The sequence below is a fragment of the Streptomyces sp. ISL-98 genome (genome assembly GCF_018614055.1).
In the GTDB taxonomy this organism is placed as follows: Bacteria; Actinomycetota; Actinomycetes; order Streptomycetales; family Streptomycetaceae; genus Streptomyces; species Streptomyces spiramyceticus.
In genome coordinates this window covers 13,886-28,982 of the sequence record NZ_JAGGPB010000003.1, presented here as the reverse complement: position 1 = coordinate 28,982, position 15,097 = coordinate 13,886, and the positions used below count along the sequence as shown (strand labels likewise).

The 15,097-nt window shown below is 71.3% G+C and carries 14 protein-coding genes; 7 read left to right on the top strand and 7 right to left on the bottom strand.

Translation table 11 applies throughout. The features are described from left to right. Positions 1-274 precede the first annotated feature (274 nt). Together J7I98_RS02990 and J7I98_RS02985 are read right to left on the bottom strand one after the other, a co-directional pair. Positions 275-1,915 carry an amidohydrolase gene (locus tag J7I98_RS02990; RefSeq protein WP_214916284.1) on the bottom strand — a complete coding sequence of 547 codons (1,641 nt, stop codon included), beginning with the start codon at positions 1,913-1,915 and terminating at the stop codon, positions 275-277. Between the two features lie 44 nt (positions 1,916-1,959). Continuing rightward, the gene (locus J7I98_RS02985) at positions 1,960-2,400 is read right to left on the bottom strand and encodes an Lrp/AsnC family transcriptional regulator (RefSeq protein WP_028814025.1); all 441 of its coding nucleotides are present in this window, start codon (positions 2,398-2,400) and stop codon (positions 1,960-1,962) included. A 203-nt stretch (positions 2,401-2,603) separates the two neighbouring features. Here J7I98_RS02985 and J7I98_RS02980 point away from each other — a divergent pair, with 203 nt between their 5' ends. Then, the gene (locus J7I98_RS02980) at positions 2,604-2,999 is read left to right on the top strand and encodes a hypothetical protein (protein WP_214916281.1); all 396 of its coding nucleotides are present in this window, start codon (positions 2,604-2,606) and stop codon (positions 2,997-2,999) included. A gap of 2 nt (positions 3,000-3,001) precedes the next feature. Here the strand turns inward: J7I98_RS02980 and J7I98_RS02975 are convergent, their stop codons facing one another. Beyond that, entirely contained in the window at positions 3,002-4,102 is a 1,101-nt protein-coding gene (locus tag J7I98_RS02975) for a phosphotransferase family protein (protein ID WP_214916278.1), read from the bottom strand. Positions 4,103-4,268: 166 nt separating this feature from the next. On the opposite strand from J7I98_RS02975, the gene J7I98_RS02970 reads away from it, so the two are divergent. Then, positions 4,269-4,550, top strand: coding sequence for a hypothetical protein (locus J7I98_RS02970; RefSeq protein ID WP_214916276.1), 282 nt, complete (start codon positions 4,269-4,271; stop codon positions 4,548-4,550). Positions 4,551-4,572: 22 nt separating this feature from the next. Here the strand turns inward: J7I98_RS02970 and J7I98_RS02965 are convergent, their stop codons facing one another. The 3 genes from J7I98_RS02965 to J7I98_RS02955 all read right to left on the bottom strand — a co-directional run bounded on the left by J7I98_RS02965 (position 4,573) and on the right by J7I98_RS02955 (position 8,065). Then, positions 4,573-5,697, bottom strand: coding sequence for a hypothetical protein (locus J7I98_RS02965; protein ID WP_214916273.1), 1,125 nt, complete (start codon positions 5,695-5,697; stop codon positions 4,573-4,575). Positions 5,698-6,101: 404 nt separating this feature from the next. Then, a complete protein-coding gene (locus tag J7I98_RS02960) occupies positions 6,102-7,274 on the bottom strand; it encodes an acyl-CoA dehydrogenase family protein (protein ID WP_214916270.1) in 1,173 nt (390 codons plus the stop codon). Between the two features lie 161 nt (positions 7,275-7,435). Continuing rightward, positions 7,436-8,065: a TetR/AcrR family transcriptional regulator gene (locus J7I98_RS02955; protein ID WP_251020061.1), complete on the bottom strand. Its 630-nt coding sequence runs from the start codon at positions 8,063-8,065 to the stop codon at positions 7,436-7,438. Positions 8,066-8,286: 221 nt separating this feature from the next. Here J7I98_RS02955 and J7I98_RS02950 point away from each other — a divergent pair, with 221 nt between their 5' ends. The 3 genes from J7I98_RS02950 to J7I98_RS02940 are packed head-to-tail and all read left to right on the top strand — an operon-like array spanning position 8,287 to position 10,636. Continuing rightward, complete coding sequence (locus J7I98_RS02950; protein ID WP_251020071.1) at positions 8,287-8,835, top strand: DUF6230 family protein; 549 nt, start codon at positions 8,287-8,289, stop codon at positions 8,833-8,835. Beyond that, on the top strand, positions 8,826-9,764 hold the full coding sequence (locus J7I98_RS02945) for a DUF6114 domain-containing protein (protein WP_214916239.1): 939 nt from the start codon (positions 8,826-8,828) through the stop codon (positions 9,762-9,764). Before J7I98_RS02950 ends, J7I98_RS02945 begins: the two co-directional genes overlap by 10 nt. Continuing rightward, positions 9,761-10,636 carry a hypothetical protein gene (locus J7I98_RS02940; protein ID WP_214916236.1) on the top strand — a complete coding sequence of 292 codons (876 nt, stop codon included), beginning with the start codon at positions 9,761-9,763 and terminating at the stop codon, positions 10,634-10,636. The genes J7I98_RS02945 and J7I98_RS02940 overlap by 4 nt, the downstream gene beginning before the upstream one ends. Here J7I98_RS02940 and J7I98_RS02935 read toward each other — a convergent pair. Continuing rightward, positions 10,629-11,999: a peptidase C39 family protein gene (locus J7I98_RS02935; RefSeq protein ID WP_214916233.1), complete on the bottom strand. Its 1,371-nt coding sequence runs from the start codon at positions 11,997-11,999 to the stop codon at positions 10,629-10,631. The genes J7I98_RS02940 and J7I98_RS02935 overlap by 8 nt on opposite strands. A 200-nt stretch (positions 12,000-12,199) precedes the next feature. On the opposite strand from J7I98_RS02935, the gene J7I98_RS02930 reads away from it, so the two are divergent. Next, entirely contained in the window at positions 12,200-12,838 is a 639-nt protein-coding gene (locus tag J7I98_RS02930) for a uridine kinase (RefSeq protein ID WP_214916219.1), read from the top strand. Between the two features lie 375 nt (positions 12,839-13,213). After that, complete coding sequence (locus J7I98_RS02925) at positions 13,214-15,097, top strand: AAA family ATPase (protein ID WP_214916534.1); 1,884 nt, start codon at positions 13,214-13,216, stop codon at positions 15,095-15,097.

Genomic DNA, 15,097 nt, shown 5'->3' with positions numbered 1-15,097 from the left:
GCCCCCGAGGCGCGGGCGCTGAACCTGGCTCCGAGTACTGGTGCGCCCGTGCGGCGCACCACCCCATGACCCAGCGGCGTTCGACGACTGCGTGGAGGTTTGCCGGTCGGACATCCTGCGGTGGACTCGGCCGAACCTACCCGCCGCTGGCCGCTTTCTGTCAACAGTCGTGTGACCTGCGGTGTTTGCCCAAATCACCAGGTCAGTGCGGAAGATACGCACGTGGCAGGAAGACCCCTGGGAACACCGATCGGCGGTACGCGCCCCGCGCACATCACTCGTCCGGGTGTACGAAAACTGTTTGTCCGAAAACCACCGTCCGCAGACAGACCGGGAGTTCGGCGCCCGGAGTGAGATCGGGCAGGCCGGGCGTACCGGAGCGCGGGTCGGTCGACCAGCGGGCCACCCGGTCGTCGGGGGCCTGCACCACGAGTTCGTCCGCCCGCCAGACCGCGTAGTCGGCGGGGGCCCCGGGCACGAGGGTGCCCGCGTCGTCGCGGCCGACGGCCCGCCAGCCGCCGCGCGTGTGGGCGGTGAAGGCGGCACGTACGGACACCCGGTGCTCGGGCGTGCGGTGGAAGGCCGCCGCCCGGACAGTGCCCCACGGGGCGAGCGGAGTGACCGGGCTGTCGGAGCCGAAGGCCAGCGGCACACCGGCGCGCAGCAGGGCGGCGTACGGGTTGAGCGTACGGGCCCGCTCGACGCCCAGGCGCTGCGCGTACATCCCTTCGTCGCCGCCCCAGGCCGCGTCGAAAGCGGGCTGCACGGAGGCGGTCAGGCCCAGGTCGGCGAAGGCCGCGACGGTGTCCGGGGTGAGCATCTCGGCGTGCTCGACGCGGTGGCGGGCGGCACGGATCCGGGCGAGGCCGAGCTTCTGCGCGGCGGCGCGCACGCCGTCGACGACGGAGCTGATCGCGGCGTCCCCGATGGCGTGGAAGCCCGCCTGCAGTCCGGCCTCCGTGCAGGCGGTGACGTGGGCGGCGACGGCCGCCGCGTCGAGATGGGCGGTGCCGGTGTGCGCGGCGTCGGCGTACGGCGCGTGCAGGCAGGCCGTGTGGGAGCCGAGCGAGCCGTCGACGAAGAGGTCTCCGGCCGCGCCGATCGCGCCCAGTTCCCGGATCCGCTCGGCGTCCTTCGCATCCGCGACGCGTTCGGCCCAGTAACCGAAGACGCGCGGGCCCGGCTCCTCGGCGGCCAGCTTCAGGAGGCCGGTGAAGTCCTGCTCGTCGGAGATCTCGGGGCCCGCGCACTCGTGGACCGTGCCGATGCCGAGCGAGGCGGCGCGGGCGAGCGCCGCGCGCTGCGCCTCGGCGCGCTGCTGGGGCGTGACGGCTCCGTGGGCGGCGGTGCGTACGGCGTGGTGGGCGGCGGCCGTGAGCGGGGCGTCCGGGTGGTAGCCGGCCAGCCCTGTGACGCCGGGGACGAGGTCGAGGAGCGCGGTGGTGACGACGGCCGAGTGGACGTCGATCCGGGGCAGGTACAGCGGCCGTCCGCCCGCCGCTTCGTCGAGTTCGCCGCGGGACGGGGGGCGCTGCTCGGGCCAGCGGGTGGCGTCCCAGCCGTGGCCGAGGAGGATCTGGCCGGCGGGGCCGGCCGCGGCATGCGCCCGTACAAGATCCAGCGCGTCGGCCAGGGAGCGCGCCCCGGACAGGTCGAGGCCGGTGAGGGCGAGACCGGTGGACGTGGTGTGCACATGTGCGTCCGTGAAGGCGGGGGTGACCAGGGCGCCTTCGAGGTCGATCACCTCGTCGACACCCGAGGCGAAGGCGTCGGCCGCTCCCTCGGAGCCGACCCAGGCGACGTGTCCCCGCTCGACGACCATCGCGGTGGCGAAGGGGTCGGCGGGGCTGTGGACGTCTCCACCGCGCAGCAGCACGGTGCGGTGTTCGGCCCGGGGGGCGTTGTGCTCGGTCATGGGGACCAGTCTCGCCCCTCGGAAGGGGTGTTCTGTGCCCGGGGTCAGACCTGTGGCGGGCGGGCCTCGTACGGGGTGGAGAGGACCACGGTCGTACGGGTGGACACGCCGGCCAGGGAACGGATGCGGGTCAGCAGGTGCTCCAGTTCGAGCGGGGTGGCGACGCGCACCTTGAGGATGTAGTTCTCTTCGCCCGCCACGCTGTGGCACGCCTCGATCTCGGGGACGCCCGCGAGGCGTTCCGAGATGTCGTCGGGGGCGCTGGGGTCGAACGGTTTCACCGAGATGAACGCGGTGAGCGGCAGCCCGACGGCCTCGGGGTCGACAACGGCGGCATAGCCGCGGATGACGCCCCGCTGTTCGAGCCTGCGCACCCGCTGGTGCACGGCCGACGTGGACAGGCCCGTGGCCTTGCCCAGGTCGGTGTAGCTCATCCGCCCGTCCTTGACGAGCAAATCCACGATCTGACGATCCAGCTCCTCCATAGCGGATCAACCTATGCCCCCCAGCGCTCCAGGCACAGCCTGGGGCTCCCCCGGCGGGCACCTGCGGGCGGCATGTGACGAATGCCACAGGCCTGCGGCCGTGTCCGCGGCGGCTGCGCGGTTACCGCGCGTGTGCGGCGGGAATTGGTTGCTGTGGTCGAGGCCGCAGCGCCTTGTCGGCCCACCCGAGGGGGAGTGTCTCCATGCAGAGCCTGAAGCGCACCGGACGTACTGAACCGGAGCCTGTTGAATCCGTCGACGACGATGATCTTCTCGACGACTACGACACTTTTGAGATGTACCGGGTGATCTGCCCGGACTGTGCCCAGCCGATCGCGCTGCTGGCGGACGAGACCGTCCTGCCCGAGCACGCGAAGTGCCCCACTCCGTGGAACCCGTTCGGGCTCACGGCATGCGCGGGCACCGGCCGCCCGGCGGCGGACGCGAAGCCCGCCGACGAGACGCTCGAGGTCCAGGAGCAGGACACCGCACTGCTGTTGACGCTCCCTCAGGAGCTGGACTGGCGGACGCAGCCCTTCTCGCACGTCGGCGGTCCGGGCTCGCGTCCCGTCAAGGCGCAGCTGCGGCACGCTGCCTGAAGTCAGGGCTCACTCCAGTACGTTCCCCGGACCATCGTGTCGAGCGATGCCCGGTGCAGGATCATCGCGTCCGGGTCCGCGGGGACCCGGACCTCACCGAAGTGCACCTGCCGGTAGGCGACGCGCAGCATCACGACGGCGTGCCGCAGGGCGGCGTACAGCGTGTAGAACTCCATGTCGCGGGGCGTGTGGCCGGTCAGTTCGGCGTAGCGCCTCTCGACGGCGTCGCGGCGCAGGAAGTCCGGCAGGCCCGGCTGGCCGAAACTCACCGTCAGGTCCTGGAAGAAGCGGTGGAGATAGACCATCCAGCCGAGGTCGACCTCGCGCGGGGCGACGGCCGCCATCTCCCAGTCGAGTACGGCCGCCGGCTCGAAGCCGTCGTAGATGACGTTTCCGATGCGTGCGTCGCCCCAGTTGAGCACCGGCTCGCCCTCGTCGGCGGGCCAGTGCTCCGCCAGCCAGTCGAAGCCGCGCTCGATGAGCGGGGAGGCGGGCAGCCCTGCCACTACCCAGTTGTAGTAGGCGCGTTGGGCCTCGACATGGCGGCGCAGTGCGCTTCCCTCGCCGGGAGCGGCCAGGAATTCCGCCTCCTTCACGGGGAATTGGTCGTGCAGCCGGGCGATCAGCGAGACCGAGGCCTCTTCCAGGCGGGCGCGCTGCGCGTCGGTGGCGGAGTGCAGCCAGTTCCCTTCGTACGTATAGGGCATGACGTCCGGCGGCACGCGGCCCTCGGCGCGCTCCATGACGAAGAAGGGCGCCCCCAGCGGCTCCGGGTCCTCCTCCAGCCAGAGCACACGGGGCACGGGCAGATCCGTGTGCTCCGCGACCAGGCTCATGGTGCGGTGCTGGCGTGCCATGTCGTACGTGGGAAAGATGGTGTACGCGTCCGGGTCGGCGGCCAGTCGCAACGCGCAGGCGCGCAGCGGCGGTTCGGGGTGCTCGATGTCGAAGAGCAGGGTCTCGCTCGACATGCCGTTGGACTCGGGGACGCCGACGCCTGTGACTTCGGCGCCGGGCAGCCGGGTGCCGAGCCAGGCGGTGAGCCGACGGCCGAGTTCTCCGGGGTCGCGGGTGGTGGTGCGGGGGCGGGGCGCGGTGGCCATGTCGGTGCTCCTCGCAGGTGGGTGGGGTGAACAGCGCACTCGGCGTGGGGAGTTGCCTCCGCACGCCGATGACGCGTCGTATGCGATCACATACGCTCGGTTACCTCAGCGGGTCGCGTCGGGCGCGGCTCGCCGTAGCAGAAGGAGCACGCGCATGATGCGACGCATGGCGACGACCCTGGGGGTGCTCGTGGCCGCCGTGACTCTCACACTGACCGTGCCGAACTCCGCCTACGCTGCCGAAGGCGTGCTGGTGATCAATGGCGTCGGACACACCGATCCGAGCGGCTGCTATCCGATCGACTGGTTCCCGTCGTCTGTCAGCAACCACACCGATGCCATCGCCGAAGTCTGGACAGGGCCCGACTGCACGGGTCAGGTCGACTGGCTGGTCTACCCCGGGGAGACGTACTACACGGAGACCGCGCAGAGCGTCTTCGTCCTCTGAGGCAATGCGGCGGCCCGGGCGGCTAACCGGCGACCGAGTCATAGCCGGTGAAGCCGCTCGGGTCGTGACGGCCGAAGGTGCCGTGTTCGAAGATGCCGTGGCCGATCCGCCCGTCCAGGGTGAAGCGGGCGGCGTGGTCGGTGACGCCGTACGCGGCCATGGGGTGCGCGGTGGGGTCGGACAGGTCGTACGTACGCCGGTCCGTCCAGCCGCGGCCCTGCCAGCTGCCGTGCTGCCAGTCGGCCGCAGGCGGGTATCCGGCGCCGACGGCCAGCGGCGACGAGTTCAGGATCTCGACGCCCAGCTCCAGCGGCTTGCGCGCGGGGTCCGTGAGGTGGATGACGGCGCGCTCGGGGTGGCGGGTGCCCGGGCGGTACGTGATGTCGGCATGCGGCCAGCCGAGCTGTAGGTCGCGTTCGCCCTCGCGCACGAGGAGCGCTTCGTTCAGGGTGCGGTGGCCGTCGGCGTCCTCCTGGGCGATCACCATCAGGAAGCGGTCGTCGAAGCGCACCGGGATCCAGAGCCAGTGGAAGCCCTCGGGGCGGTGTTCCTCGGCGGCGCGGCCGCCGTCCTCGCCGGGGATGGGCCGCACGCCCCAGCTCCGGTCGCGGGTCCCGGTCCACTCCCCCGCCGCCAGGCGTATCTCCTCTCCCGCCACGCGGATCGTGCCCGCGGCGCCACCCGCCTGGACGAAGCGGCGGCCTTCGAGCATCAGGCGGTCGCCGCGCCGCTGGACGTGGTGCGGCTCCCATACGGCGGGGAACTCCGCCGTCCAGGTGACGTCGTACGAGAGAGAGTCCGGGTCCGCCGGATCGGCGTCGCAGTGCAGCGAGAAGCGGCGCAACGGCTCGTCGACGGTTATGCGCAGCGGGCCGACGGAGAGGTTCATACGGTCGTCGGTGAGGGCGTCGGATGCGCGGACGGCGTGCAGCCGGTCGCCGATGCGCAGGGTCGCGTAGGCGTCGATCACCCCGGTGTTCGGGTAGACGCCGAGACCGGCGATGAGCAGGGCGCGGCCGGTGTGGTCGACGAGCTGGAAGATGCAGCGGTCGTAGGCGTTGCGGTCGCCCGTCGCGACGTGCTTCATCGACAGCGGGGCCTGGTGGATGGGGTATTCGTCGAGCGCGATGGGGCGGTCCTCGGCCACGGCGGTCCTCCTGGGCGGACGTAGCGGGATACGGCGTCGCCCGAGGGTGCGGGCCCCGGCGGCGGACATGACGGTACGTCAGGAATGGTGCCCGGGGCCATACTCGTGTCACCGCCGGACGGTACGGTCACTGTGCGAACGGACGCTCGGACCGTCCGTGCGATAACCCCGGTGGACCCCCGGCTGTTGCCCAGGCATGACCTTGCAGTACATCGAGGCCGGTGACGGACGCCGGCGCCTCGCTCCCCTGTCGCTCGAAGAATCGCTTCCGCATGCCCCGGATCCGCCCCTCTACCGGGCCCTCATGTACCAGTGGCAGAGCAGCGGCCGGACCCTGCCGGGACGCCGCGACCCCGAGTGGGTGCGGCTCGTGGCGTCCCCGGCATGGCCGGACGCGGAACGGATCAGCGCGTTTCGGGCCCGGCGAGATGGCGGGCGATGACCATGCGCTGAATCTGGTTCGTCCCCTCGACGATCTGGAGCACCTTCGCCTCGCGCATGAAGCGCTCGACCGGGAAGTCCAGCGTGTAGCCGTAGCCGCCGAGCACCTGGACGGCGTCGGTCGTCACCCGCATCGCCGCGTCGGTGCAGAACAGCTTCGCCATCGCCGCCTGCCGCGAGAAGGGGCGCCCGGCGTCCCGCAGGCGGGCGGCCGCGAGATACAGCGCCCGGCCCGCCTCTATCTGGGTGGCCATGTCGGCGAGCATGAAGCGCAGGCCCTGGAAGTCGGCGATCGGCCTGCCGAACTGCTGCCGCTGGGTGGCGTACGAGACGGCCTCGTCCAGCGCCGCCTGCGCCACGCCGACCGCACAGGCCGCGATGCCGAGCCGGCCCGAGTCGAGCGCGGACAGCGCTATCGCGAAGCCCTGGCCCTCCTCGCCGATACGGCGGGAGTCCGGGATGCGTACGCCGTCGAAGTTCAGCTGGGCGGTGGGCGAGCCCTTCATGCCCATCTTCTTCTCGGGCTGCGCGGCGTTCAGCCCCTCGGCGTCGCCGGGCACCAGGAAGGCCGTGATACCCCGGGCGCCCTCCCCGCCCGTACGCGCGAGGAGCGTGTAGAAGTCGGCGATCCCTCCGTGGGTGATCCAGGCCTTCGTACCGCTGATGACCCAGTCGTCCCCGTCGCGGACTGCCTTGGTGCGGAGCGAGGCCGCGTCGGAACCGGATGCGGGCTCGGAGAGGCAGTAGGCGCCGAGCAGGCCGCCGCCCAGCATGGCGGGCAGATGTTCGGCCCGCTGCTCCTTGGTGCCGTATCCGGCGAGTGCGTGGCAGGCGAGGCTGTGGACGCTGACGCCGAGGCCGACCGTGAGGCGGGCCGAGGCGAGCTCTTCCAGGACCTGAAGGTAGACCTCGTACGGCTGGTCTCCGCCGCCGTATTCGGCGTCGTACGGCAGACCGAGCAGACCTGATGCGGACAGCAGAGTGAAGATCTCGCGCGGGAAGTGCCCGGCGTCCTCCTCGGCCGCCGCCTGGGGCGCGATCTCCCGCTGGATCATGTCTCGCACCAGTGCGAGCAGATCCCGGGACTCCTCCGTGGGCAGCTGACGTTCCACCGTCTCCGGGGCGCGGTCGGGCATTGCGGCGCTCTCCTCCCTGTCGGGCACTGCGGCGGTCGCGCGCGCAGGGTGTGGCGGCGCCGCCGGGTCTCGCTGCCGGGCCGCCTTCGCGCCCTCCGGATCACGGAAGTCGCTGGCCAGCGGCTGTGGCGGGATGAGTATGCCCGATGGAAGGGCTCCCGTCACGGGGTGGCGGGCGGCGCGGGGCAGCCGGGCTCCAGTTCCTCGATCGTACGAAGAGTGCCGCGCAGCAGCCGTATGAGCAGCTCGCGCACTTCGTCCCTTTCCAGCTCCTGATGGCCCAGCCAGTCCAGCGTGACCCCTTCGACGCCGGTCATCCAGCCGATCAGCGCCAGGCGGGCGACAAGCGGGATGTCGCGGCGGCCGTACGCCCCCTCCGCGATGGTGGCGATCAGCTCCTCGCGCACCGCGTCGCGTATCGCCTGGACCTGGGTGTCGAAGCCGACGCCGCCCGTGACGATGGTCCGGTACGCAGCCTGGTGGTGCTGGGCGTAGCGCAGGTAGCCGTCCATGGTGCGCTGGACGCGCTCGGTGCGCGGGAGGTCGGTGTCGCTGCCGGCGCGCGCGACCAGGTCGGCCACGGACTCCTCGATGATGGCGAGGTAGTAGCCGCGTTTGCTCTTGAAGTAGTAGTAGATCAAGCCCTTGGCGACGCCCGCGTGCCGGGCGATGTCGTCCATCGACAGTGCGTCGTACGACGTGTCGGCGAACAACTTCCGTCCGGTCGCGATGAGTTCGGCGCGGCGCACCTGCGAACGCTCGGTGGAACCGCGCTGTTGACTAATATTCAAATTCGGCCCTAGTCTCCAACTGCCACAGGATCTCCGCAGTATGGCAGACCTGCGCCAACTCCCTTTCTGCGCCGTCCTGCAGGTGCTCTTCCACGCACTTCCCCTGCGCACGGACGACGTACGGGAGGAACGAAAACATGAGCGCAGCCAACAGCGCAGCCAAGAAGCCGACTGCTGGGGTCGAAGGCAGAACGGCATGGAAGAAGACCGCGGTCGTCGCGATGCCGGCGGTCCTCACCGTCGGGATGATGGCCGCCATGATGGGCGAGGGCGCCCTGGCCGCCTCGTTCGCCGTGTCCGGCACGAGTTTCCAGGTGTCGTCGGGGAAGCTGACCAGCCAGGGCCTGTCCAGTTACGTACAGACGGACCGGTCGGCGGACGGCAAGGGCCATCCCGTCGCTCTGCTCGGCATCGGCGACGCACGGCTCAGCGACATCTGCCAGGCCGCCGAGATCGGCACTCCGGTCGGCAAGGTCGTCTTCAAGCTGACGGCGGGCGGCAAGGCCGGTGACGTGACGGCCAGCAGTCTGGTCATCGACGCGGAGGACCTGGTCGGCGACGCCCGCTTCGGCACGGCGCAGATCGGCCGTGACGCCTCGACCCTCGACCAGGTGCCGGGCGTCAAGGGCGAGACCGGAAAGTTCGGGCTCCAGGCCGGGGACATCGAGGTCTCGGGCGTGAAGTCGCACGCCTGGTCCGCGACCGGCGGGAACTTCCGGCTGAAGGGGCTCAGCATCGACGTGAGCCTGGACGGCAAGAAGTGCTTCTGACGAATCCGGCCAGCGGATGGCTGGACGACCGGCTGCCGTACCCGGACGGGCGGCGCAGGTTTCGCGCCTGGCGGCGGACCCGCCCGTTCTGGGGCGGGCTGCTGCTGATGCTGGGCGGCGCCGAGCTGCTGCTCGTACCGCTGTCGCCGCTGACGGTGCTGGTGAGTCTCGGGCTCGGCGGGCTCGCGGCGATCGGGATCGGGCTCGCGCTGATCGCCGCGGGGCTGTTCCTGTGGTTCCTGCCGCACACCCGGCATTACGTCAGCATCAACGCGCTGATCCTGTCCGTACTGTCATTCGCCGCGACCAACCTGGGCGGCTTCCTGGTCGGCATGGGCCTCGGGATCGCGGGCAGTGCGATGGGCTTCGGCTGGACGCCCGTACGGGACGAGGAGGCCGAGCAGGGGGTGCCGCTGCGGGACGGGCAGGGGCCGCGCACGCTCGCGGCCGCGCTGCCCGTCGTGCTGCTGGCCGCGACGTTCGGCGGGACGCCGGTCGGGAGGGCGCCGGCGCCCGGCCCGATCGTCGCGCCCCGGACGCCGCCGACCGTGACCACCACTGTTTTCGCCCCCAAGGGCTTTCTGATCGCGGGGGTACGGGAGGTGCCGACCGCGGACGGGCCCGTGAAGGCGATGGTGCTCAAGATGCGGTCGGCGTCCCTCACCGACTACCGCCTCAAGACCCGCGACGGCCGCGACGAACTGGCCCTCGGCGCGGACACCCTGGACCTGAGCGGCAACGTCACCCTTTACCTCACCAAGTTCAGCGGTTGCCTGCAGGGGGTGCTCTGCCTCACCTTCACCCCGGACGGCCTGCCCGTACCTCCCGTGGTGCCGCCCTTCGTGTTCATGACCGACGTCAGTGCCGAACAGGCGCTCGTCACATCGGACGTGATCGTTACGGACGGACTGACACTGGAGGCGTCGTGATCCAGATCCAGGCGGCGCTCTTCTGGGCGTACGCGATCGGGGCGACCTTCGCACTGTCCGCGGGCCGCCAGCTCCAGTGGTGGGAGCGGTCGGTGCAGGGCGAGGGCGTACGGACACGCAGTCGCGCCGCCGATCCGTATCTCGCACTCACGCTGCTCTTCGCGGCGGTCCTGATGGTGCCGTCCGGGCTCTTCCTGCTCTGGCAGAACCCGTCCTGGGCGACCATGCACGTGGCGCACGGGCACGACGGCCTGTGGGCCGGTTTCGTACTGTTCTACGCCGGCGGGATCGTCGTCGCCACGCTGCTCGGGTTCCTGGTGGCCCGGGTCTTCGTGCTGGTGGGGGCGGGGTACTGGGCGTACCTGCAGGCCGTGGGCGGCTACTTCCTGCTCTTCGGCACGCTGATCCACGGCTGGGACGGGAACGGCTACCGGCGGCTGCTGACCACCAGCGCGAGCGCGTACGCCGACTGGCCCCGCGAGAGCGTCGTCAACAACGTCCTGGACTTCCTGACGTCGGGGACGTTCCTCGCGCTGCTGGTCCTGGGTGCGGCCGTCATCGGGACCATGCTGCTCACCGAGATCGGCTGGCTGGTGGAGGGGTGGCGGCTGCCGGGTGCGGACGAGGACCGCAAGGTGCCGCGCGTCGTGGCCGTCGCCGTCGCGGCGGCCGGGGTCTACGGCCTGCCGTTCGCCGGGGCACTGGCCGCGAGTCTCCTCGTACGCGTGATGGGGTGGACGGTCGGGCTGGGGCTTTTCGCGGTGCTGGCGGGTGTGGTGCTGCTGCCGGGGCGGGGGCCGGTGCGGGTGCTGTACGGCCTGGTGGGGGTCCCGGGTCGGCACTGGAGGGCGGACGCGCCGTGCGTCAGCTGATGCCTACTGCTTCGAGTGCGCGTTGCTGGGTGGTCGTGGGGTGGGCGGGCCAGTAGACGTAGCAGACGCCGCCCACGCCGGACACCACCTTTCCGCTCGCGTTGTAGCGCTTCGTACGGAGCCAGATGTTCTCCCACTCCCGGCGCTTGTAGACGCGGCGTACGGCCTCGTTGCTCGGCGACGCCGGATCGTTCGCGATCACATCCCCTTCGGGGGTGAAGCCGACGACCGTCATGATGTGACCGGCCGTGCCGTAGCCCGCGCCCGTCAGCTCCCCCTTGAGGAAGGACTGCGACGTGATGGCCGGGATGCCCGCGCGGATCAGCGTCTCCAGGTCGTCGAGCGAGTGCAGGCGGGTGACGACGGAGCTCATGTCCTCGTACGTCGCGGCGTAGGCGGCGTTGAAGGGCCAGTTCCCGCACCCGTTGTACTGGTAGTCGAACGTGAAGCGGGCCGCGTGGCAGACCTGGGGGTCGTCGAAGGCCGGATTGACCCAGGCCAGGTCCTCGGCGGTGGGTTTCCGGCCCCAGTACTCGCTGATCATCTGGGAGGAGGTGGGGCTGCACCAGGCCTCGCCGCCGTTGTCGTACTCCGGGTACTGACCGATGTGCGTGTTCTGCGAGTAGCGCGGAACCACGAGCTCCCTGGCCACCTGCGGCTGCGACGCCGGCACCGTGAAGCGGTCCGGCACGTCCGAGGCCATGGCGCCGAGGCGCCAGACGGTGGGGGTGAGCGTCGTGCCGGGGGTGCGGTACAGCGTCAGTCGCAGCTGGTACGAGGCCACGCGCAGGCCGCCTGCCGAGGCATTGACGGCGACGGTGTCGGTCCAGACGGCGCTGCGGCCGTCGGTCTGCTTGTCGACTGATGTACGCCTGATGTCGCCGTCGCCCGCCGCCCAGCGGCCCATCACGTACCAGGGCGTCGTGCCGCCGTCCGAGTATGTGCCGGAGAACTCGACCGCCAGCCAGGTGCCCGCCGGGGTGTCGGCGTTCCAGGACGCGATGACCTCGGACGCCGGGACCGTCGAACGGTGGACCGGCGAGGTCCAGGTCGCGTACTCCCAGGTGGAGGTCTTGCCGGTGTGCGGGTCCCGGTAGTCGGTGCGCCCCTTCGGCGCGGCGATGACGAGCCCGGGGCGGCGGTGTGCCACGGCCTCGGTGCCGTCCGCGGTGCCGCTGCGCCAGTCGGTGTAGGAGGACCAGAAGCGGTTGTCGACGAGCTGCGGCGCGGCAGAGACGTCGGACGAGGCGGCAGCGGCGGGTGGGGCAGCGGCGGCCGGAGCCGTGGCTGATGCCGCGGTCGTGCCTGCGGCTGCCGCGATCGCGGCGGTCAGGACGGTGCGGCGCGAAGCGGGTCTGGTCATGATCACGGCCCTCCAGTCGGGTGCGGATGGCACAGGCAGGTACACGACGGTCCGCCAACTATGGCCGGTCCCGGCCGACTTCTGCCAGCACCTCGGACCGCGTCGCACCGGGAATATTGGTGTAGACCACTGGCGCAGGCCACCAGTGTGCCCTGCGGACCCTTGCGAGGTGGGGCCCGCAGGGATCTAGGGTGGGCGGAATGGAACACCTCGACCCGCTCGCCGCGCAGCTCCGCGCCCTGCCGCCCTCCTGCGGCCCCGTGCGTCTGATCGCGGTCGACGGGCACGCGGGCTCCGGCAAGAGCACCTTCGCCGCACGGCTCGCGGCGGCGCTCGGCGGCGCACCCGTTGTGCACCTCGACGACCTGGCGACCCACGACGAGCTCTTCGAGTGGACGGGAAGGCTGCGCGAACAGGTGACGGGCCCGCTCTCCCGGGGCGAAACCGCGCGGTACGCCTCGTACGACTGGACCCTGCGCCGCTTCGGCCCGCCCCGGCCGCTGCCCCCCGCACCCGTCGTGATCATCGAGGGGGTGGGAGCCGGGCGCAGCGCCGTACGCCCCGGTCTCGCGCGGCTGCTCTGGATGGACCTGGACGCGCCCCGGGCGTGGGCGCGGGGACGGCGCAGGGACGGAACGGCACAGTCCGGTTTCTGGGACGGATGGACAGCGGCGGAGATGCGCCATTTCGCCGAGGACCCCTCGCGGCCCTACGCAGATCTGCTGGTAGAGCAGTTTCAGGAGGGGTACGTGTGGCGCCCGGGGCCTGCCGCGACAGCGTGGCCGGACCAATCTGTCACCGCGCGTGACCGCCTGCCCCCACCCTCCGAAACGGCCTGAAAACCTCCCCCGTGAGTGCCTCAACTCCGCTTGACCCAGGGGGCGTACAGGTCTTACGTTCTCAATGTGCGGCTTTCCGAAGCCGTCGCAGACGCGAAGCCCCCGGTTGTTCCCCCGTGATCGGGGGCTTCGTTCTGCCCTCACAGCCCTCCTCCGGGCGTCCGGTGATGCCTTCCGCTCACCCTCGGTCACCGTCAGGGTCAGGCCTGCACCACCCTTAGGTCCTGACCCTCTGCACAGGTACGATGCCCCACGGTGCGGTCAATTCCCGTCCGCGACAAGGCGGTTCTGCGAACTGCCGACGGGCGCACGCCCGGCGGCACATCACGGGGGGCTCGGTCTGTGGGGGACGTGACGGACTTCGGTACGAGGGGCATGAACGCCCCGGCCGACCTCGCCTGGCTGCGCGCCGTCGACGCGTACACGATGGGCGCGTATCCGCAGGCCGAAGAGGAGTTCCGGGCCGCCGTACGAATGGACCCCGGCATGGCCGACGGCTGGCTCGGGCTGCACGCCCTGCGCATCGACACGACCACCGCACTCCTGCGCATGTACCGCCACCGCGACCGCTTCGGCGAGCAGCGCGCCCGGCACCGGCGGACCCTCAACTCCTGGTACTGGCTGGGCTGGTGGGTCCAGCCCGTCCTGGAGAAACCGCGCGACCTGCTGCTCGCGCACGCCTCGCACTGGCTCGACGGCCGCCACGTTCCCGAGCTCGACCGCGCGCTGGCCGGGCTGCCGCCGGTGGACGCCGACCCGCAGGTGCGGTTCCTGCACGCCTGCCGGGCGTATCTGGTCAAGGACTGGGAACAGCTCGTACGCCATACGGACCCGCTAGTCGACGACCCCCTGCTCGGCATCGAGACCGGGCTCTTCGGCGGCATGGCCCGGGTGCGCCTGGAGATGTACGGGCAGGCCGAGCCGATGCTCTCCGCCTCCCTCATGCGCTGCCGCAGCGAACAGCCGCAGCGCAAAGAGCTCCGCTACTGGCTGGCCCGCGCTCACGAGGGCACCGGGCGCAGCGCCGCCGCCCTGCCGCTCTACCGGGCCGTGCACCGGGTGGATCCGGCCTTCATGGACACCGCGGCACGGCTCGCGGCGATCGCCGAGGGCGACGGGTACGAGGACTCCGCCGATTTCGCCGCCGTGTCCTTGGGCGGGCTCGGCCAGGACACCGCGGACGGCGCGGGCGACGCGGAGAGTCTGACCGGGCCCGACGCGCCGGAGGGGCGCGACCTGCGGCTCGGCGACGGCGTCCAGACCCCGCTGGGAGGCACTGTGCCGCCGGTCGCCCAGAGCGGCGTACGGGAGAAGGCGGCCGTACCGCGCAGGCCGGAGTCCGAGCCGTTTCCGGCCGGTCCCTCGGATCCCGCGCTGCTGGCCGAGGCGCTGGCGGAGCTGGAGCGGATGGTGGGCCTGGAGCCGGTGAAACGCCAGGTCAAGGCGCTGTCCGCGCAGCTGAACATGGCCAGGTTACGAGCCGGGCAGGGCCTCCCTGTCCAGCCGCCGAAACGTCACTTTGTCTTCTCGGGCCCCTCAGGCACCGGCAAGACTACCGTCGCCCGCATTCTGGGGCGGGTCTTCTACGCACTCGGGCTGCTCGGCGGCGACCATCTGGTGGAGGCCCAACGGGCCGATCTGGTGGGTGAGTTCCTCGGTCAGACCGCGGTCAAGGCCAATGAGCTGATCGACTCGGCGATCGGTGGGGTGCTCTTCGTCGACGAGGCGTACAGCCTCTCCAACTCCGGATACAGCAAGGGCGACGCGTACGGCGACGAGGCCCTCCAGGTGCTCCTCAAGCGCGCCGAGGACAACCGCGACCACCTGGTCGTCATCCTGGCCGGCTACCCGGAGGGCATGGACCGCCTGCTGGCCGTCAACCCCGGCCTCTCGTCCCGCTTCACCACCCGGGTCGACTTCCCCAGCTACCGGCCGCTGGAGCTCACCGCCATCGGCGAGGTGCTGGCCGCCGAGAACGGCGACGCCTGGGACGAGGAGGCCCTGGACGAGCTGCGCAGCATCAGCGGGCACGTCGTCGACCAGGGGTGGATCGACGAGCTGGGCAACGGCCGCTTCCTGCGCACGCTGTACGAGAAGAGCTGTGCGTACCGGGACCTCAGGCTCTCCGGTTACGCCGCCACTCCCACCCGCGACGACCTGGCGACGCTGCGGCTGCCGGACCTGATGCAGGCGTACGGCGAGGTCCTGTCGGGCCGCGGCCCCGCGAGCCGGGGCCCGCAGGAACCGCCCGCGCTCTGA